Genomic DNA, 19,131 nt, shown 5'->3' with positions numbered 1-19,131 from the left:
TGTGATAACGTTATTACCGACTAGTCTACGTTCTTTTTTATCAGCCGTCAATGCGGGATTTATAATAGCTGCACCTCAAGCCAACCAAAGCTTGGGAGCATGAATAAAGAGGCTCGCCGGCACGAGCGAATCGGCCGGCGAGCCTCCCTTGGACGACGGACAGGTCTTTAGCAGCCGAAGCCGCCTCCCCTATCTACAAAAAGCCCCCTCAATCCGATTAATGGTATAGCATGGGCATGCGGTCCAGGTCTAATATCAGACCTGTTGATGACGCACGATCCGCACCTCTTCCGGACGATATACGGTCTGTACCTGCCCTTGGGAGTCGGCCGTGAACATAACGGTTCGCTCCCGTTCCAACGGAAACCGATAGGCCGCTCCGGAATCAGGGTCTCGTACCTCGATATCCGTTGTAACTCCATACTCGGAGATGAAGATGTACAGGCTGCCCCGTTCAAACGCCAGCTTGCGGCCGTAAATGCCCGGCAGCCCGCCTCCTTTCAGCCATTCCAGCTCCGGCGAAACGGCGGCCGCTTGAATCGCCTCCGAATACAATGCCTGAATCGGCTCCCAGCGCTCGTTCAGCTCGACCGGGAGCGGACACCAGATGAACCGCCCTGACCCTAATGGAACCGTAATCGGCGCAAGCTCGCCGTCCGGCTGCCCAGCGGGGCGATCCACCGCCAATGTGCCGATCTTCCGCTCGCCGAACGAAACGGCATAACGATCTCCCGCCAGCTGCAGCGTCTCTTCCCGAAGAACGTTCGCATGAAACGTCTCTCCAAGCTCCGACTGCAGGCGCTCCTGTGCCGTTCCCCAGTACGCATCGGTACGGAGCGGCCCGCTCCAGAGAACGGTGCTGCCGGCTCTTGCCAGCTCGAGCAGCTCCTCGAACGCCGCATCGTCGAAATTATGCGCGCTCGGCACGATGATCACCTTGGCCGGATGCCGCTTCAGATCGGCCAGCTGATATTCGCCGATGCCGCGCGGATGCACATTCATGCCGAAGGTAAGCGTACGCATGGCTCTTGTCGTTGCTTCATACGCCAGCTTTCGGCTCGAAAAATCGTTCGAATACGGAAATACGACCGCGATCTCCTCCAGCTGCCGGTTATCGTCGAAGATGCCCGCCGCTTCGTTCATAAAGCGTCCGAAATCATAGGACACGTCAGCCTCCGGCTTCTGCGTGCCGTCAGCCCGAAGCGCTCCGATGTTGGATTCGTTGGCGTTATCCATGAAGTAATTGATATTCCAAATCCACTGCACGGCCCCCGCTCCCCCGGTCGAAAAAGCGTAAGCATATTTGCGCTCCAGCATATTGCGCAGCTCCTCTTCCGTCCGCTTGGCAATGCCGTCGGGACGCTGCACGTGCATGATACCGGTCTCCTGGACCAAATTCGGCTTGTCCGGCGTCTTCGTGAATATGCCGTCCCATGCGAGATGATCGTTCTGCCACCAGGAATGGACCGTCGTATAATCGACGACGGGGCCGTAGAAGGACGGCGACGGACGCTGGGAGCAGATGCCCTCATCCTGCCCGACCGTAACCAGCTGGTTCGGATCGCAGCGGCGGATCGTCCCGATCAGCTCGGAGGCCCAGCGATTATGCATGTCCATCGTGAACAGCGTGAAATCCAGCCACGGCCCCCATTTCTTCGGCTGCAGCACGCTGTTGAACAGCTTGTCGTCCGGACTCGGAGCCATAGCTGCTTCGAACGAAGGGAGCTCGCCCGGCGTCATGTTCCAGCGCTCCTGGAGCAGCGCAATATCGCTGCCGTGCCGCTGCCAGAGCCACTCGGTCCATGCCTTCCGCTCGAACCGGTCTCCGATCGTCACCGGACCTTCAAAGATCCGCTTCGGATCGAACAGCGAAGGCTCGTTGATCAGATCCCAATGCACATTGGTCGTCCCCTGGTGTCTTGTCACGATGGAAGCCACGAATCGCTTCTGTGCCTCTACCGAGCGCGGGTCCAGGTACGGGTTCACGCCTTCCCATGCTTCCGGTGCAAACGAGAAGAAGGTAAAGGTCACCTCCAGCTCATGCCGTTTGGCAGTCAGAATAAAGGCGTCGATCGCCCGCATCACATCCTCGGCCGCATGGCCGTCGGCGAACATGATCATCCGGTATCCGGTCCATATCCCCGTCCGGATCAGATTGATGCCGGCCCGCTTCATCTCGGCCATATCCGCATCCCACCGCTGCACGTTCGGCAGATGGAGGAACTTGCGCGCAACGTCGGAGGTCATATACGTCATACCGACAATCGGGACGGTTCGGCCGCCGCGGCGGAAATAGTCGCGTCCGCACTCCAGCCGATCTCCAGCCTGCAGCAGGGAGCGGTCGACGCCCCATACCGCCTGGGTCAGATTGCGCTGTTCACCGGACTCGGAGACGGCTTCGCACGTGATCCGGTAAAGGCCCGGTTCCAGCCGCACGGGGATGGATAAGCGAAGCTGCTGTAGATCCCGCTGCAGCGCGGCTTCGGACCTCGCCTGCCCGGACCATACGGGCTTCCCGGAACCGTCCTTGATGAGGCGTACCTCGAACTGCCATGCCTGAGCCGGAACGGACGTCCGCGACAGCGCCTGCAGCTGAATCGTCACTTGCGGCGATTCGCCCGGCTCATATGCGGCATAGTTCGGCTTCAGCCAAAGCTCGGTCACGCCTCTGCCGGCATATTCAGCCAGCTCCCGCAGCGCGGCCGCACCTTCCGCTTCCCAGAATATGGCCTGCAGCTGCTGGTTGATCAGAATCCAGCGGCCCCCGGCATAATCGCCCTTGTGCTGCTCCAGCATCACCACCGGAGCGCAGCGCTCCCGCTGATCTCCGTCCTCGCCGATCAAGAGCGGCGAGATAACGGCGTCCATGGGACCGCATGCCCCCATCTCGGCGGGAATATCGCTTGCCTTGGTTGGATGCAGCGTCAATCCCCACGTCGGTTCAATGCCGAACAGCTCCTCACGCCCCTGCAAAATCGGAAATTCGGCAGATGCCTTCAGCTTCCTTACCCGCGACACATCCACCGCCAGCGCGTCGTGAATATCCATCCGCTGATGATAAGCCAGCTGCTCGCGTTCGGCATGCCACGATCCGTTCAGCTCGCGGACCGGCCGCCGAAACGGCACGCCACCCGCATGGACCAGACCGCCGCCGTCCTTCAAATGGGATTCGATCGCCTCCCAAGCCGCTTTTGGAAAATATGGCCCGTGAAGGTGAATCAACGTATCCCAGCCGCCTTCCGATAACCGACCGGCTAACGTCTCGGCGCTTGCGACCTCCGTCCATTCCTTCATCCGCTCCAGCGCGTCCGCGGTTGGCCGCTCGCCCGGATACGGGAACTGCTCGTCGTAAAATAACAGCGTTCTCATCATCCTTTACTCCTTTCCGGCTCCGTCTCTCGGCTGGCCGTCGGCGTAGACGGATGTCCCGCGCGTTCTCGCCCAATCGGCAATTCGGGATGGATCTCCCGTCCACAGACGCTCCCGTCCCCACTGGTTCGTCTCGGGCCGGCTCTCGCATTCGATGCGGATGACCGGGAACAGCTCGGTCGGACGCTCCTTCGGCAGTCCTTCGATCCAGAGCACGTCACCCTCCTGCCGGAAATCCAGCTCCTGTCCTGTCGTGAGCAGCGTTACCCGGTTTACGGGCGTGATGAGATCCGCCAGCCGCAACACCGGTCTTCCGTCCCAGAACCGGATAATGAGATACAGATGATTGTCCTTCATGGTCTGCCGTCCGTAGGTAATAAACTCGGTCAGGTTTCCGCCGTCCGAGCCATAAATCGCCTCGCCGTGCACCTCCAGCCATTGCCCGATCTTGAGGGCACGCTCGACGAACGCAGGAGGCAGCTGCCCATCAGGCTGCGGCCCGACATTGAGCAGGAGATTGCCGCCCACCGTGCCGCCCTTCTCCGCGCACTCGCACAGCATGTCGAGCAGTACATCGGCCGGACGCCAGCGTTCGCCGTTCGTATAGCCCCACAGCCGCCACGTCGTCACCTGGCTGGACTCCCAGAGCCGCTTCTGGTCCGGGACGATGACATGCTCGGGAGAACCAAAGTCGCCCAGCACCTCGGAATCCCCGGATCCGCCGCCTCCGTCGGCATGCAGCTTCTCCTCCTCGGACAGCCCTAGACGGTTATTCACCAGAATGTCGGGCTGAATCGACTTCATCCCCTCCACCAGCTTCACGCTGTCCAGGTCCTCGGCCGTTCTCGGCCACACCCCGTCGAAGAAGAAATGATCGATGCGTCCGTAATTCGTAACGAGCTCTTCCACCTGGGTATGCAAATAGCGCTTCATGACCTCCCAGCCTTCCGGATCCTTCTCCGGTCCGTCGAAATAGGCCGGGATCCGCCAATCGATCCAGGAGTAGTATAAGCCCACCCGAAGCCCCTCCGCTCGGAAGGCGTCGGTGAATTCCCGGACAAGATCCCGGCCGGGAGCCTGCTTCGCGCTGGAGTAATCCGTCGTGGCTGTATCCCATAGGCAGTATCCGTCATGATGGCGCGTCGTCAAGCATGCATACTTCATGCCGGCCTTCCGGGCCGTGTAGGCCCACAGCTCGGCGTCAAAAAACTCCGGATTCCACTCACAGGCCCTCCGTGCATATTCGTTCTGGTCCAGATGCTCCCGGAACAGAACCTGCTCGCCGCGTCCGTATTGGGCATACGGCCCGAAATGAATGAACATGCCGTACCGGCTTTCCGTAAACCATTTCCACCCTTCCCGGATGGCTGGCGCCTGATTGGTCATTCTTCATGTCCTCCTTAAGGCTGATCCGCCGCTTGGCAGGTCAACCGCGATTATGATGGGTTCGCCTCGATAAAGAGGCTTGGTATGAGCTTTACTCTATCCCGTAGAGGCCTGTCTTGAACACTTTACTTTTGAGGGAAAACTTCGAAAATGGCCAATATCGATCGATTGAAGTCTCATTTCCAGGCAGCCTGCTTCATGATTCGCACCACCCAAAAAACAATCCCTCGTCCGGCTGAAGCCGGGCGAGGGATTGCCTTGTTTCTAATGGATGTGTCGCACCCCAGGTGAGGAGCGATTATTGCTGACTCGCTCTCCATTCATCGAATTGCCGCTTGTATTCCGCCACGACCTCGTCAAGACCCGCAGCCTTCATGGAAGCAAGCATTTTGTCGTAACCGTCCTCGTATTTCACAACCCCGTGCATGACCGGATAGACGCTCGTCTTCAGCTCGGCAATGCAGTTGGCGTACTGGGAGGCGACATTCGTCGGATCAAAGGTGAAGCCGATCGTAATACTGTTCACGGCATCGTCCGCGATGGTTGTACGGCGTTCCAGACGCGCCGGGTCGGTATTCGTCGGATACCGGTTCATCTCGACGTGACCAAGCAGCCAGTACGGCAGCTCGTACGTCGGAGAACCGTTCTCGTTCTTGGCGAGATAATCCTTGGTATTCTTGCCGGTATCCTTCCAATGCACGTCCTTCACGCCGCTCTGCACGAGATCCATGTTCTCTTGGCTGCTGTATACCCAATTCAAGAACTGAATGGCGGCTTCCGGGTGCGGAGACGTTGCCGATACCCCGTTCGAGTTCCGGATCGCATACGATCTGAACTTCGGCTGGTCAGCCAAATAGTAAATATCCAGCTTGGCATCCGGGAAGGATTGAAGGATGGCGTCGCTCAAGCCGACATCCCCCGGACGGTACAGATAACGTCCGGCCAGTTCTTCCTGGTTGATGACTTCCGTAGGCGTCGTCAACAGATCGCTCATGATCAGTCCGCGCGCATAGGCTTCGTTCATGTACTGCACGTCTTTTTTGAACTCCTCGGTCTCAAGCCAGGACTTCACGTTCCCTTGCTGGTCGATGTAGATCATGTTGTCGGCCACCGTAAACGGATAGGTGTCGTAGGTCGTGTGCAGGAAGTAGGCAGGCTCCTCCAGCATTTTGATATATACGTTCTTGTTGTCCTGCGGCCAGTTCTTCTGCAGCGTCTCTGCCGCATCGAGCAGCTCCTCCGGCGATTTCGGCGGCGTCAGGCCATTGGCCTCAAGCAAATCGGTCCGGATCGTGAACATGCCGTCATTATAAGCGGTGTCCGCCCAGAAGTTCGGCACGTAGGTGATCTTGCCGTCGATTTTCGCGGATTCCCAAATCCAGTCCGGCATGGAGGCTTTCAGCTCGGTGCCGTATTGGTTCAGGAGATCGTCGATCGGAATGATCCCGCCCGTCCCGGCAAGCACGGTCGGCCCTTTCGTATCGTGCATGATGGCGATCAGCTCGAATTCTTCGCCTGTGGACATCATGAGGTTGGTCTTCTGATCCCATACGTCCCATGCGATGTACGTCGGTTCATACGTAAGGTCCAGACCGTCGGCCTCAAGCTTCTCGTTAATCGCTTTAACCGCGGTATCCAAATCCTGCGGCGCGGTGCCCGGGAGCAAGTACCGGACGGGCAGCTTCTTCTCTCCTCCGCTCTCCCCGCTTGCGGAGCCCTTCTCCCCGCCGGCATCTCCTCCGCCGGAGCAGCCCGCGATCACGGAAATGATGAACATCGAGGCCAACCACATTGCTAGCGCTTTCCTTTTTTTCATGCCTGTCTCCCCCTGACTTCATTTGGTTTGGTCTTGCGGTACGGTTCCTATCTTAAGGAGACATCGGCGATTGCGTATACTTCAAAATGATCGATTTCGCCATTTTAAAACGCTTGAAGAGGCTGTTCAATAAGTCCTCTATCCATCATGAACCAGGTCAGGAAGCCACCAGAACTTCAATTTTTGAAAATGCACTATAAACGGTCCGTCACTGCGCTTTTTTCGTCTCAATCGCATGCTGGCTTCGGAACTGCGCAGGCGAGATTTGGTAATGCTTTTTAAACAGCGTATAGAAATAAGTCGTATTCAAAATGCCCACCTTCTCGCTGATCGATTGCACCGACTCCTCGGTGCTCACGAGAAGCTCTCTGGCTTTCTCCAGGCGGACGGCATTCAAGTAATCGTTGAACGACAGCTCGCAATGCGCCTTGAACAGCTTGCCGACATAGCTTCGGGACAGCTTGACCTCGCCCGCCACCTGCTCGAGCGACATATCCGGCCGTGCATAGTGCTTTCGCACATACATCTGAATGAAGTCCACGACCTCGGCATGCCGCACCGCGCCCGACTCCTCGGACAGGCTGCAAAGCCGCAGGGCGAGCTCCTTCAAGGCATCCGCGGTTTCCTGCAGCGTCTGGAAACGGGTAATGCGCCGCGTGAAGCCAAGGAACAGCTCCGCACTCTCCCGGCTCTTCACCGTGTGGACATTGAGCTGTTTGTACAGACCGCCGATGAACTGATTCATGAAAAACATTACTTCGTGGTAGTTGTAATCCCGGATCTCCTTGATCCACAGATCGATTTCCTTCTCCAGCTTGTCCCGCTGCTGCAGCTTGATGGCCTCGATGATCCGCTTCTCCCGCTTGTCCGGATACTGCGCATCCGACCGCTCCTTCTCCGCGGCGACGACCGGATCGCAATGGAACAGCCTGCCCTTGCCTTCGAAAAACCGCTGCCGGAAGCAGGACTGCGCGTAATCGAACGACTCACGCAGCTCCTCGTACGTCTGCGCGGCCGTTCCGATTCCTACCGTGACGGATACGCGGAGCGTACGGAGCATTTCGCCCTGCAGCTCCTCCAGCATGCCGGTTACCCGGATCGGCGGACGGTTCTGCTTGATCGGCAGAATAACCGCTACGACGCCTTCCCCGACCGCGGCCACCCACGCTCCCTCCGGCTCCAGCATCTGCTGGGCAGCCCGGGCGACGGCGGCGCAGGAATACGATTGCAGCTCCCCGTCCTCACCGCCAGGCGAGCCGTCTTGGCTATCGAGAAGGAGGGCTGCCGCCAGGAAAAACGGCCCCTTGCCGTCTCTGGCCAAGCGCCGGAATGCCGTCTCATCGCCGCCGCTGAGCAGCTGCAGCACTTGGGCCTCTCGGGCGACCGAAGCTTCGGATTCCATCGACCGCATTCGTTCCGTCATCTCTGCGTAGGTCGTATCGAGGATAGCGAATTCGTTGATTTGACGGCGGTTTTCCTTCATTTTCGGAAGGGGGATCATCTTCTCCAGCAGGTGGCGAATCGGATTGTACGCATGATGGGTCAGCCAGATCGACAGGAAGATGCTGACGACAAAGCAGGCCAACGCCAGAACCAGCGCTGTGGTTCGCAAGGTCTGCATGTTGAACAGCAGATTTTGATATTGGCTCACGCTGATAAACGTCCAATTCATATCCTTCGATTTGACGTAGGTGACGATGCTCTTGCTGCCGTCGATGGAGCGGGTGAAATAGCCGCTTTCCGAGGTGGAGGACAGAATGGACTGCACATACGATTCCTGCGAAATATCCTCCATGAAGCGGGCCCGGTCCGAATGTGTAATGATCGTTCCATGATCATCAATAACATACAGCGAATCCACCGCTTCGTTCCGGTATCCGCCAATGAGCTCCTGAATGGTGGAGGTGCTCATGTTGATCACAATGGCGCCTTTGGAGCTAAGCGGCGAATAGTAGCTCGGAAGAAGGACAAAGGTTAGCACGTCTTCGCTACGGCTTGGCGAACTGGCGACCGATATCCTGCGCGGGAAGAGGTGAAAATACGTCGTATTCTTGCTGTTGATCTCCTCAAGCAGCTCCTTCTCCTGCTCCTTGGTAATCCCTTTCGTGTTGAGATACGTATTGTTCGAGCCGTTATAGATTCCAATGGAATGAATGAACGGGTAAGTGGACTGAATTCGGTTCAGCGTGCCGAACACGCCGTACTGCTTGAGCGGATCGGCTTTTTTATCCAACAAGGCGTTCACGATCTCCTTGTCGCTGAGCAGCAGGTTGCCGACATTATAGATCTGATCGCGGATGACGCTGGATACGGCGCTGTTCTGCTTCAGCATCGACTCGGAGATTTTCCCGACCTCTTTCGCGGTGCTCCAGGAGAACATCGTAAACAGGACGACGGTTACAAGGGCAATCATGGCTGCCGTAAGCAAAACAAAACTGAGAAACATGTTGCGGTACACTGCATAACGGAACAATCGCTGCCGGATCATATTCTCCCCCCTTGCCATTTGTCTTTTATGAAGCATCGCTGTCATTATATGTAATATCTATGTCAGATTATTGAAGCAATCAACCCACCGGATCGCTGGGTTCGGATCTGCATTTTACTCTCATCTTACATTTGCAGCGTGCATTCATCAATATGAAAACGCATTCTTATATTTCAAAGCTTTCCATTCCATCTTTGGCCTCCCTGCTCAAACCCCTTATAAAATCAGGCTTTTACCGCTATTCTTTCAATCTGGAGGCGCAGACCTGAATACGAAAATTCGAAGTTTTTTCCCGTTTTTAAAGTCCGCTTCCTGCCTTCCAATCCGCTCAAACTCCATTTTCATAGTTTACGGGTCACGGCAACTCTCTTTACACTCGAAACAGAACTGCTGACGCTTGCAGCCCCATCATAAACGAAAGGACGTGCCTCCTATGAAAAAAAGCCGCTCCGGCTTTCTGCGTGAAATCCGCTCGAACGGCTCCGCGTATCTGCTCATCGTACCGGCCGCCATCTATACGCTGGTCTTCGGCTATTTCACGCTCCCGTACATGCTTATCGCGTTTCAGAAATTCAACTTCAAGACAGGGCTCTTCAACTCGGACTGGGTCGGCTTTGACAATTTCAAGTTCTTCTTCTCGTCGCCCCGGGCATGGGAAGTCACCTTCAACACCCTGAAGCTCAACTTCTTGTTCATTATCGTCGGCACCATAGCCGCAATGGCGCTGGCCATCCTGTTCAACGAGCTTCGCAGCCGCTGGTTCTCCAGGGTGACGCAGTCCACGATTTTGTTCCCCCATTTCTTGTCCTGGGTCATTGTCAGCTACATTATTTACAGCCTGCTGTCGACGGACTACGGCATCCTGAACCGGATCCTGGCGTTCTTCCATGTCGATCCCGTCAACTGGTACGCATCGCCGAAATATTGGACCTGGATCCTCACGATCGCGGCGGTCTGGAAGGACCTCGGGATGAACCTCGTCATTTATTTGGCCGCCATCACGGGCATTGACGACAGCTATTACGAAGCCGGGCGGATCGACGGCGCTACCCGCTGGCAGCTCATCCGCCATATCACCATTCCGCTCATGCTGCCGACCGTGTCCATTCTGACGCTGCTGGCGCTTGGCAAAATTATGTACGGCAGCTTCGATATGATTTATGCCATCGTAAAGGACAACGGCCTCCTGTATCCGACCGTCGATGTCATCGACACGTACGTATTCCGTTCCCTTCGCACCATCGGGAACCCGGCACAGGCGATGGCTGTCGGCCTGTACCAGTCTGTGGTCGGCTTCATCCTCGTGTGGGGCAGCAACAAAATCGTGAAGAAGGTGAATCCGGACCATGCGTTGTTCTAATACGAGCCGGAACCGTTCGGAAAGGAGCGAATACCGATGACGTCCAGACCTAAATTGTTCAACACCGTAAACGCCGTTCTGATCGGCATCATCTCCATCCTGTGCATCTTGCCGATGCTGCTCGTGCTCATGGTGTCCTTCACCGATGAAGCCAGCATTAAACAATTCGGCTACCAGCTGTTTCCGACCGAGCTGTCGCTCGATGCCTACAAATTGCTCCTGTTCGGCAGCACGCCGCTGTACCGGAGCTATATGATCTCGATCTTCGTCACCGTGGTCGGCACCATCCTGGCCGTAACGATCACGTCCATGGCCGGATATACGCTTGCCGCCAAGCACATCCGTTACCGCAACCGGCTCGGATTGTTCTTTTTCATCACGATGGTATTTAACACAGGGCTTGTCCCTTGGTACCTCATTAACCTTAATCTTGGATTGAACAACACGATTTGGGCACTGATCATTCCATCGCTGGTATTCAATCCGTTCAACCTGTTTCTTGTGCGCAATTATATGTCCCAGATTCCTGCCTCCCTCACGGAGGCTGCAAAGATCGACGGCGCCAGCGATTTATATATCGCGTTCCGGATTTTCTTTCCGCTGTGCATGCCCGTCCTTGCGACGATTACGCTGTTCTACGGCATCGCCTACTGGAACAACTGGTTTAACGCCATCATGCTCGTGGATAACGAGAAGCTCTACCCGCTTCAGTACCTGCTGTTTAAACTGAACTCGGAAATCAGCATGATCCAGCAGATGCAGAGCAGCGGTGCCATTCTCGGCACCCAGACGCTGCCGCAGGAATCGGTCAAGATGGCTACTGCCATTCTGACGATCGGTCCGGTCGTGCTGTTCTATCCGTTCCTGCAGCGGTATTTCATCAAAGGCCTGCTGATCGGCTCGTTGAAGGAATAGGGCAGTGATTGATACAATGCTGCTCAGATGCAACAATAAAGAGGCTAACCGCTATAGCGGTTAGCCTCTTTATGTCGTATTGAATGAGACGGGATTGAACAGCGAGAGACGCCTCATCCTGCTTCGATCTCATTTCCGCACTTCGGACAATATTGGTACAAATCATTGTCGATGGATCTTCCGCAATAAGGACAAAAGTTGAAATCACCTTGGGGAACCGGCAAGTCGCCCTTATGATCCTGCCTCGAATCTTGACCAACATATCGATCAAAGGGATCTGGTTCATTATCCGTAATATCGTACACCGACATGCGGTTAGCGCCCGTCGTATTTTTATAATGGATAATCCCTTGCACAATTGCGATGCCGACAAAGACAATCCCGAAAATGACTATGAATACAGGAGCCCCCATGTTCGCGGCCGAGATCGTCCAGAACACGCCGAACAGCCCAACAACAACGCTTCCAGCCGCTCCCATGGCTGACGGCCCACGTCCTGGCTTTATGCTCCGCATCTATCTCCCCCCCTCTCATCGACACGCCTCACTTCATTAAAAAGACAAGGTAATCCGTCATTACCCCCTGATAACCGAAGGATCGAAGCATGGTCGTTATATTGCCTCTGTGATAGGTTCCGTGATTCACGACATGCTGAAGGATCTCGGCAATTGAATTTTCCATTTGCCGTCCACTTGCCATCGTATACGAGACCTTCTTCTCCGCATCGGTCAGCGATGATACGTAATCGCGAATTTGCGACTGTAATTCGTCCATCTCCTGACGCGCTTCCTTAAGATCCGTGAATGCTTTCTTTGCGAAGGTCGAGACCTGTTCTTCTTTGATTCTGTTTAACCATATGTTATCCGCAGAGACGAGGTGACTAACCACTTCGGCAATGGATTTAAACCCTAGATCGACTTCCCTTAAGAAGACTTCGCTTGGCAGCGTGTCAAGATGATCCATCACTCGCTCGTTCGCCCATACGTTGTAGTCATATAGTTGGATCAGTTGTTTGTTCATCACTATCACTCCTTGGTGAGAAACTATTAACATTCCAATCATTACCAAACCACCCCGACCTTAAGATGCCCTTATCTTGGGCTGAGGTGGTTGTGGTTAGAGCTTCTTCCATGATTATACATCTTGAAGGGCGCCGAAGTATAGACAGTGGAACATGGACTTCTCACAAAAAAAGACCAGGTAAATCGGTTTCTTTCTACTACTTCTATTAAGCAAATCAGCCATCGTTAAAGGACGAAGGATGCTACAGCCTAAGCACCATCCATTCTTCATCAAAGGATTGGCCTTCGAACTTAAGGGCATTTCGCTCTACTCCAAACGTCTGAAATCCGATGGACTGATATAATTGCTTAGCAGGATGATTATCGGAGACGACCGTTAAATTAATCTGTTCGATCCCTTCCGCCTCCCTGGCTCTTCGAATCAATTCCTCCATCAATTGTCTTCCGACCCCCATTCCCCGCTTCTCGGGAATCACATACATTCCAAACACATTGCCCTTATGTAATGTCTTCATGCCGCTCTCGCGCATAAAGGTTACGATTCCAACTAGTGATCCATCCTCCTCAAAAGCCCCTAAAACAAATTTATCCCGACTCGGTTGTATTCTTTCCGTTACCGTTTCCAGAGAGAACTTCACTTCCCGATCGTAGGTGGAGCCAAACGCATGGGGATCCCTTCTTAGCCCGTCTAGTCGAACCTCTTGATATGAGGGAGCATCCGCTCCATTTAACACGGAAATCTTCATGATCTTCTGCCTCCTTGCTTTCTACTTCTCGCAGCGTATTCCAGAAAGGATCGGCTCTACTTGATGGAGCCATTGATGCTTATTGTCGGCAAGTAGAGTGTTCCAGCCGAGCTTTATAGCGGGGATCAGATTCTTTTCTTGATCATCGATATAAAGAACCATGGGATGGGAGGCGCCATAATCATCAAAATATTGTGCTACATGGTGATATATTTGGATATCTGGCTTCGATAAGCCTACTTGATTAGAGATGGTGATGCTTTTGGTATGAGGCTCGATTTGGTCAAGAATCGGTTCCAGCCATTCCTTACAATGATTGCTTAAAACATGAATATCTGCGATCTGGCTCCACTGCCCTAAGGAGTGAATGGCAGGAAGCGGCTCCAGTGACTGAATCAGCAGCTTCCGGGCCTCTTCTCTATTCACCCATTTGATGCGGTTGCATAACCAAATCCAAAAATCGCCCTCCCTGAGCTTCCCGGTCCAAAGATCTTTTCGCACTTCGTCAAATTGCTCCCGAATACGCTGAAATGAAAGTCCTGACTCTCCGAATATCGCTGGCCAAAAAGTCGATGAAAAATTGCTCACCAATACCCCCGCTAAATCTAATACGAGCTGAGGCTTACCATTCACGGTTTCTGCCCCCTTTATTTTATATGTAACCTTTGAAAAAGATTGGGGGGCATGGAGCCTGCTAATCTTCGCCTCCCTCTAGTTCCGCTGCATTGCGGTCTAACTATAGTCCTCGATGACCCTTAACTTGTCATCCTGCACAAGAAACATTGATCTTCCTGTAAGTTTCAAAGATTCCCCGGCTTTCATCCCATTCGGCAGATCCACAGCCAATACCCCTTCGTAATCCACCTCAATCTCAGCTTTATCACCAGTAATCGTGATCTGCTTCATGGTCTGGCATCTTTGTGAGAATATCGTCAGCGACTGTTCAGCTAAGGCACGGAATTGCTCGATTCCTTTCGTTTCCGTATCCACTACACCGTTATTGACGTTTCGAAATTCAATGTCATCATGCAAGAGCCTGATCATTCCTTCAATATCAAAGGAGTTATAAGCATCCAAATAATTTTCAATGAGCGATTGAATTTGTACGTCCCCCATAAGAATATCCCCTTCCCCTATCAAATAACATTTGGAATATGTTTCGTTCTATGGCGGAGGCGGAGCCCCCATTGGGCACCTTCCTTAGAGCTCCAGCTTTAACGACTTATAATTATTTCTCATGTACATATATCCTGAATATACGGTTAAGATAGCTGCCATGAGCATGATCGTATAATCAACCCGAAAGCTCGTGATGTATGTAAATGGATCATTGCGTAACAGCACAGCTGCAATTCCAATAACCTGAAGGACTAGCTTGAGTTTCCCATGCTTATCAGCGGCGAGCACGATTCCTTTCGCAGCAGCCATGATGCGAATCCCGGAAACAAACACCTCTCTCCCGATAATAATCAAAGCAATCCATGCCGGGATCAACCGCTGTGCGACCATTACGATCAAGGCAGCTGATACTAATAGCTTATCTGCAAGTGGATCCAATAATTCTCCTAGATTCGTAATCTGGTTATATTTGCGGGCAATATACCCGTCTAATTTATCCGTAACCGATGCAATAATAAATATGGATACAGCCCAGTAACCCCCATACTCGTTCAAATATTGAAAGACTACGGATTGATTCACCAACCAGGAAGGATACGGCTGGCAGGCCAAGAAGAACAGAGGGATCAAGCCAATCCTTAATAACGTTATTTTATTGGCAAGATTCATGTCCCAGCCTCCACTTCAACGATGCCAACGGCCGAATAAGGATAGTCAATCTGCTTCTTTACCAAATCCGCAGCTTCCGTTCCAGCGAATAATTCAATGACATAGACCCCTAAATCGATAGATGTCGCTACGCCTCCTGCTGTTATAACTTTACCATCCTTCACAATCCGGGACTTGACTACTTCCAAGCAGTAAGGTTCCAGTAGGCCATAAACATTAGGATGGGTGGTGGCTTTCTTATTCTTCAAGAACCCTGCTGCCCCCCACAACAAGGATCCGGTGCATACCGAGACTTTGTACTCAACGGATTCGGCGGTCTTGATCCAATCCATGAAATCCTTGTCATGTATGAGCTTTCTGGTTCCCATTCCTCCCGGAAGGAATACGAAATCATATTCAGATAAATCAGGCCTGATGACATTCACCTTTACCGTCATTCCAAGTTCATCCGTAACCTCCTCGGTCAAGCCGCAAATATCCCACGTTGTTCCTTGGGACGAATCAAACTGATTAAGACGATAAATCACGTCATAGAATCCAACAAAGTCTAGAAATGTAACGCCGTTAAATAACACTAAGGCGATTCTCATCATTCCCACCCTCTCTTATCGTCCGGCTGCAGGAGCAGACCAAGGCCATATGGATTGCTTTTGAACACATCAGTGCCTGGAATCTAAGCTTCATCATCCTGCATTATTTAATGGTGTCATATAAATCAACTTCAATATCACTGATCCGGTCATGTCCCCATTCATCTGATATCTCCAGATGCCATGCCCGATGAATCCGCTCGAACTGATGATCATGGATCCATCGATGCAGCTGCTCATAGGTGCTTCTGATTTGATGATTGGGTCCTTTATGAGTGATAACAGCATATTTTTGTTTGGGGACCACTAAAGAAACCATGTCTTCAGGGATCTCTTTAAATTCGCTTACCTCGACACATACCCAGTAACCATCCTCCTCTTCGGAGTAATCTCCAACAATAAAGGCCCCGACAAGTCTCGCCGGATGAATAACTTCCTGGATTTCGCCCAGCCTGTGCTTGAGCATAACAGAAGCTTTGGGGATTTCATTGGCATATTGATCACCAGGACAGACTACCCGTATTCCAACCAGCTTTTTTTCATCAAGCTCGACTATTTTCATAGAAATGACATCTCTCCTAAACGTATTGTTCAACCGGACCTTTTGCCTGATCGATCATGTACATTCCTTATTCCATTTCTATATTCTCGTAATGTTCAACGACCGGGAAGGGATCATAATAATGGTGCAGCAATGCTTTCCATTGTTGGTATTCCTGCGACTTTCTAAAACCAACGGTATGATCCTCCAAGGAATCCCATCTAACGAGCAATATATATTTGTTCTCCACTTCCAGACATTTTTGAAGCTCGTGATGGATATAGCCCTTCATACCAGAAATAATATTTGATGCTTTTCTAAAATCTGCTTCGAAATCCGCGCTGAGTCCTGGTTTTACGTTTAACATAGCTACTTCAAGGATCATACTATCCCCCCCTTTTTTACTTCATTGGACCTCGTTTATTCACTTCAGGAAGCCGTTAAGTCGCTCATTTTGTTGTTCTTCACAAAACATAATCCGATTTCCTTCACTATCATTGACCGCAAAGAACCTTGGACCATTAGCTCCTTCAATAGGCGAAACAATATCTACTTTCTTGGACTTCATAAACGCATAAGTTGCTTCAATATCATCCGTATCGAAGAAGAATAGATGATTTTCGCTTGGCTTGATCTCATCCCGATGTATGCTGTCGAGCAAAAGGCTCGTGTTTCCTAATGGAATCGAGTAGATCGTTTTTACATCAGGATCCGTATTCCGGGTATACTCCTCATCTTTGGGTAACCCCAGAATTTCCCGATACTATTCAACCGCTCTAGGCATATTATGTACAATGACAAATACCGCTCCAATTTGTTTTTTCACCGGACTCAAGGTCTTCATATTTATTCGCTCCCTATGTACGTTATTTAATAACTGTTCCCTTAACGCGCCTTCTCACCACACTGCAGCTAATCCAATTGAATGTTTTCTTTTAATTCTTCGTATGCATCAGCCAACCAAGGATGAATCACCTTCAAGGTTTCTTTTCGTTCCCATAAGTAATTGATATATGTAAATGCGCCGTGTGTTAGGGATTCCTGTAAATTCTTTTTCAGTTCATTTAGATAAGGAGGCGTTCCTTTCTGATCCCAGGAGATCTTGTCGGCGACAAACAAAACCTGGTCAAGCAACGTGGAGTTGGACCTCAAGGTTGTATGGCAGCCAACTGCATTTAATATTTCCTCATCTGTAACATGAAAGACTTGTTCCGCCATGACCTTCGAGATTTTCTGGTGAATAATCATTGGATATTTTTCTTCTTCAGGTAATACGTCAATGGCTAATTGTCTAGCTGCATCGATTCTGGCATGGTTCGGAAAAACTACGCTAATGTCATGCAACCAACCTGCCGTCTCGGCCGCGACCGGATCGGCATCAAACAATAATGCAAGCCTCCTAGACTCTGCCCCAACATCCGAGCAATGCTTAGCGGTTTCTGAACACTGATTGAGTGTAAGGAATTGCTGAATATCTGTCTTCAAATCTCCTGTAAAATGGAGATGTTCCGTGAATGGCTTGAAAATAGGATGCATCGTTCGAATCCCTCCCAAGAAATGAAAAGTATGACTTGTATTCACTATTTCATTGAATAATGCATTACCAGAAAATCAATCTCCTGACCCGAAACCTTACTCTTGAATGACTGGCCTTTAATGAACCCAACACGTTCATACACTTTAATGGCTCGTTCATTGAATGCTGCTACAACTAATTGAACATCTGATTTATCATACTCGTCTTTAATAAAATCAAGACTGCTTATTAAGAATTGTTCACCGTATCCCTTCCCCGTCAGTTCCGGCTTTAGACCCAGGCCAAAATCGATGTATTGCTCATCATTATAAATGCCAATTTGATACCCTCCCGGTACACGCGCCGAGTTACCTGTACATATAAATCCTATTAATTCATTTGCGTAATCCAAGACATAGAAGTAGTCACCATTCATAAACTCGGATATATCGTCCAAACCTCCATCCATACTGTATAGAGAGTAAGGTTCTTCATATGTCCATCTGGCGATTAATGAGGCGTATTGCTCTGTCATTTTTAAAAATTGAAATGATGACATGACCAAGCTTGCTCCTTCACATATATTTCCTAAGTACTTCCTCATCCCAAACTTGCACTTCAATATATCTTTCTGGCCCTTTATCTCCATCTGGATTCCAGGCTTGGGGTAATCCATATTCATCAATGATTTTCACGATTTCATGAAACGTATAAATCTGCTCCCTGTATGGTTTTCCATCTTTATACCTCATGGTAGGAAACAGATCCCCATACGTAAAGCTAAGGATATCCGGGTTGAATTCACTAATTTGAATTTGGATTTCTTCCCCAGTGGTATACCATTCTTTAAGCCATTTGCACCTTCCCAATGTCATATAATGGGGATACTTCATTTTTGGCTTTCCGCCTTTTTGAATAAACAACTTGCGGGCTTTCTCTTCTAGATCAAATCGAACTTCCAGATAGTTCTCTGGCCGTTTACTAGCAAAAACGCTCCCCTTCGCTTTTATTGCTTTCATGACGGCTTTGGCCTCATCCAGTGGTAGAGACGATAAGTTCTTAAAAGGTCCATTACTGTCTTCATAATAATGAAATAAATATTGGATATCCATTCTATTGTCCTTCTTATTTGAAGTTTTCTAACTCCTTATTTCTTGAATCATAATCCCTTCGATTTCCCTAATCATTGAAATTTCTACTCGATCTGTCGTTGTGATAAATCCTAACTGCTCGTGGGCTGTCGTCAGTAACCATACTTCTTTGTTCTTAAAGAAGCATAAATCCTCTAGCAAATCAGGATGTCTCCATCGATATAGTCCCTTCGCTTTATTGATTAACAGTTCTTCCAATTCAGGCTTGCAATTGAAATAATATATGTCCGCATGGTGTCCCAATAATCGCGTTCCCGGCCATTCCTCTTGTTTCTTCACCGTATTAACGTATGGCTTTAGTTCTTCGATTAGTATTTTCGTCTTCTCCGTTAACTCCAGTTGCTCTCTTTTAACTAAAATGAACTCATCACATATTTTAAATGCCAATGATATAAGCTGCTTATAAGTGCTTCCAACGGGTTCTTCAAGGATCTGTATCATTT

The 19,131-nt window shown here is 51.1% G+C and carries 20 protein-coding genes; 2 read left to right on the top strand and 18 right to left on the bottom strand.

Annotation, left to right across the window (positions count from 1 at the left end; translation table 11 throughout):
* Positions 1-255 precede the first annotated feature (255 nt).
* The 4 genes from NSQ46_RS09965 to NSQ46_RS09950 form a co-directional block, all read right to left on the bottom strand.
* The gene (locus tag NSQ46_RS09965) at positions 256-3,369 is read right to left on the bottom strand and encodes a glycoside hydrolase (RefSeq protein ID WP_342576983.1); all 3,114 of its coding nucleotides are present in this window, start codon (positions 3,367-3,369) and stop codon (positions 256-258) included.
* 6 nt (positions 3,370-3,375) lie between these two features.
* The gene (locus tag NSQ46_RS09960) at positions 3,376-4,755 is read right to left on the bottom strand and encodes an alpha-L-fucosidase (protein WP_342576732.1); all 1,380 of its coding nucleotides are present in this window, start codon (positions 4,753-4,755) and stop codon (positions 3,376-3,378) included.
* Positions 4,756-5,053: 298 nt separating this feature from the next.
* On the bottom strand, positions 5,054-6,571 hold the full coding sequence (locus NSQ46_RS09955; RefSeq protein WP_342576730.1) for an extracellular solute-binding protein: 1,518 nt from the start codon (positions 6,569-6,571) through the stop codon (positions 5,054-5,056).
* Between the two features lie 208 nt (positions 6,572-6,779).
* Positions 6,780-9,059, bottom strand: a complete 2,280-nt coding sequence (locus tag NSQ46_RS09950) for a helix-turn-helix domain-containing protein (RefSeq protein WP_251537401.1) — start codon at positions 9,057-9,059, stop codon at positions 6,780-6,782.
* Between the two features lie 433 nt (positions 9,060-9,492).
* On the opposite strand from NSQ46_RS09950, the gene NSQ46_RS09945 reads away from it, so the two are divergent.
* Both NSQ46_RS09945 and NSQ46_RS09940 read left to right on the top strand, forming a co-directional pair.
* On the top strand, positions 9,493-10,419 hold the full coding sequence (locus NSQ46_RS09945) for an ABC transporter permease subunit (RefSeq protein WP_007127911.1): 927 nt from the start codon (positions 9,493-9,495) through the stop codon (positions 10,417-10,419).
* Positions 10,420-10,455: 36 nt separating this feature from the next.
* Positions 10,456-11,334 carry a carbohydrate ABC transporter permease gene (locus tag NSQ46_RS09940; RefSeq protein ID WP_251537392.1) on the top strand — a complete coding sequence of 293 codons (879 nt, stop codon included), beginning with the start codon at positions 10,456-10,458 and terminating at the stop codon, positions 11,332-11,334.
* A 113-nt stretch (positions 11,335-11,447) separates the two neighbouring features.
* Here the strand turns inward: NSQ46_RS09940 and NSQ46_RS09935 are convergent, their stop codons facing one another.
* The 14 genes from NSQ46_RS09935 to NSQ46_RS09870 form a co-directional block, all read right to left on the bottom strand.
* Entirely contained in the window at positions 11,448-11,849 is a 402-nt protein-coding gene (locus tag NSQ46_RS09935; RefSeq protein ID WP_007127909.1) for a zinc ribbon domain-containing protein, read from the bottom strand.
* Between the two features lie 28 nt (positions 11,850-11,877).
* Complete coding sequence (locus tag NSQ46_RS09930) at positions 11,878-12,354, bottom strand: DinB family protein (protein WP_007127908.1); 477 nt, start codon at positions 12,352-12,354, stop codon at positions 11,878-11,880.
* Between the two features lie 244 nt (positions 12,355-12,598).
* Positions 12,599-13,102, bottom strand: coding sequence for a GNAT family N-acetyltransferase (locus tag NSQ46_RS09925; RefSeq protein ID WP_007127907.1), 504 nt, complete (start codon positions 13,100-13,102; stop codon positions 12,599-12,601).
* Positions 13,103-13,123: 21 nt separating this feature from the next.
* The gene (locus NSQ46_RS09920; RefSeq protein ID WP_210094771.1) at positions 13,124-13,735 is read right to left on the bottom strand and encodes a haloacid dehalogenase; all 612 of its coding nucleotides are present in this window, start codon (positions 13,733-13,735) and stop codon (positions 13,124-13,126) included.
* Between the two features lie 99 nt (positions 13,736-13,834).
* Positions 13,835-14,218, bottom strand: a complete 384-nt coding sequence (locus NSQ46_RS09915) for a nuclear transport factor 2 family protein (protein ID WP_251537388.1) — start codon at positions 14,216-14,218, stop codon at positions 13,835-13,837.
* Between the two features lie 84 nt (positions 14,219-14,302).
* The gene (pgsA, locus tag NSQ46_RS09910) at positions 14,303-14,890 is read right to left on the bottom strand and encodes a CDP-diacylglycerol--glycerol-3-phosphate 3-phosphatidyltransferase (RefSeq protein WP_251537386.1); all 588 of its coding nucleotides are present in this window, start codon (positions 14,888-14,890) and stop codon (positions 14,303-14,305) included.
* The gene (locus tag NSQ46_RS09905) at positions 14,887-15,480 is read right to left on the bottom strand and encodes a DJ-1/PfpI family protein (RefSeq protein WP_213614726.1); all 594 of its coding nucleotides are present in this window, start codon (positions 15,478-15,480) and stop codon (positions 14,887-14,889) included. Before NSQ46_RS09905 ends, pgsA begins: the two co-directional genes overlap by 4 nt.
* A gap of 103 nt (positions 15,481-15,583) precedes the next feature.
* Entirely contained in the window at positions 15,584-16,042 is a 459-nt protein-coding gene (locus tag NSQ46_RS09900) for a GyrI-like domain-containing protein (protein WP_251537384.1), read from the bottom strand.
* 67 nt (positions 16,043-16,109) lie between these two features.
* Positions 16,110-16,406 carry an antibiotic biosynthesis monooxygenase gene (locus tag NSQ46_RS09895; RefSeq protein WP_251537381.1) on the bottom strand — a complete coding sequence of 99 codons (297 nt, stop codon included), beginning with the start codon at positions 16,404-16,406 and terminating at the stop codon, positions 16,110-16,112.
* A 39-nt stretch (positions 16,407-16,445) separates the two neighbouring features.
* Complete coding sequence (locus NSQ46_RS09890; RefSeq protein WP_342576982.1) at positions 16,446-16,772, bottom strand: VOC family protein; 327 nt, start codon at positions 16,770-16,772, stop codon at positions 16,446-16,448.
* A 161-nt stretch (positions 16,773-16,933) separates the two neighbouring features.
* A complete protein-coding gene (gene yqeK / locus NSQ46_RS09885; protein WP_007127899.1) occupies positions 16,934-17,557 on the bottom strand; it encodes a bis(5'-nucleosyl)-tetraphosphatase (symmetrical) YqeK in 624 nt (207 codons plus the stop codon).
* Between the two features lie 44 nt (positions 17,558-17,601).
* The gene (locus NSQ46_RS09880; RefSeq protein WP_007127898.1) at positions 17,602-18,096 is read right to left on the bottom strand and encodes a GNAT family protein; all 495 of its coding nucleotides are present in this window, start codon (positions 18,094-18,096) and stop codon (positions 17,602-17,604) included.
* A gap of 16 nt (positions 18,097-18,112) precedes the next feature.
* On the bottom strand, positions 18,113-18,649 hold the full coding sequence (locus NSQ46_RS09875; RefSeq protein ID WP_007127897.1) for a hypothetical protein: 537 nt from the start codon (positions 18,647-18,649) through the stop codon (positions 18,113-18,115).
* Positions 18,650-18,676: 27 nt separating this feature from the next.
* Entirely contained in the window at positions 18,677-19,129 is a 453-nt protein-coding gene (locus NSQ46_RS09870; RefSeq protein ID WP_007127896.1) for a hypothetical protein, read from the bottom strand.
* Positions 19,130-19,131: the final 2 nt, after the last annotated feature.

The organism is Paenibacillus sp. FSL M8-0142 (assembly GCF_038597315.1).
Classification (GTDB): domain Bacteria; phylum Bacillota; class Bacilli; order Paenibacillales; family Paenibacillaceae; genus Paenibacillus_AQ; species Paenibacillus_AQ lactis.
This window is presented reverse-complemented; position numbering and strand designations above follow the sequence as displayed.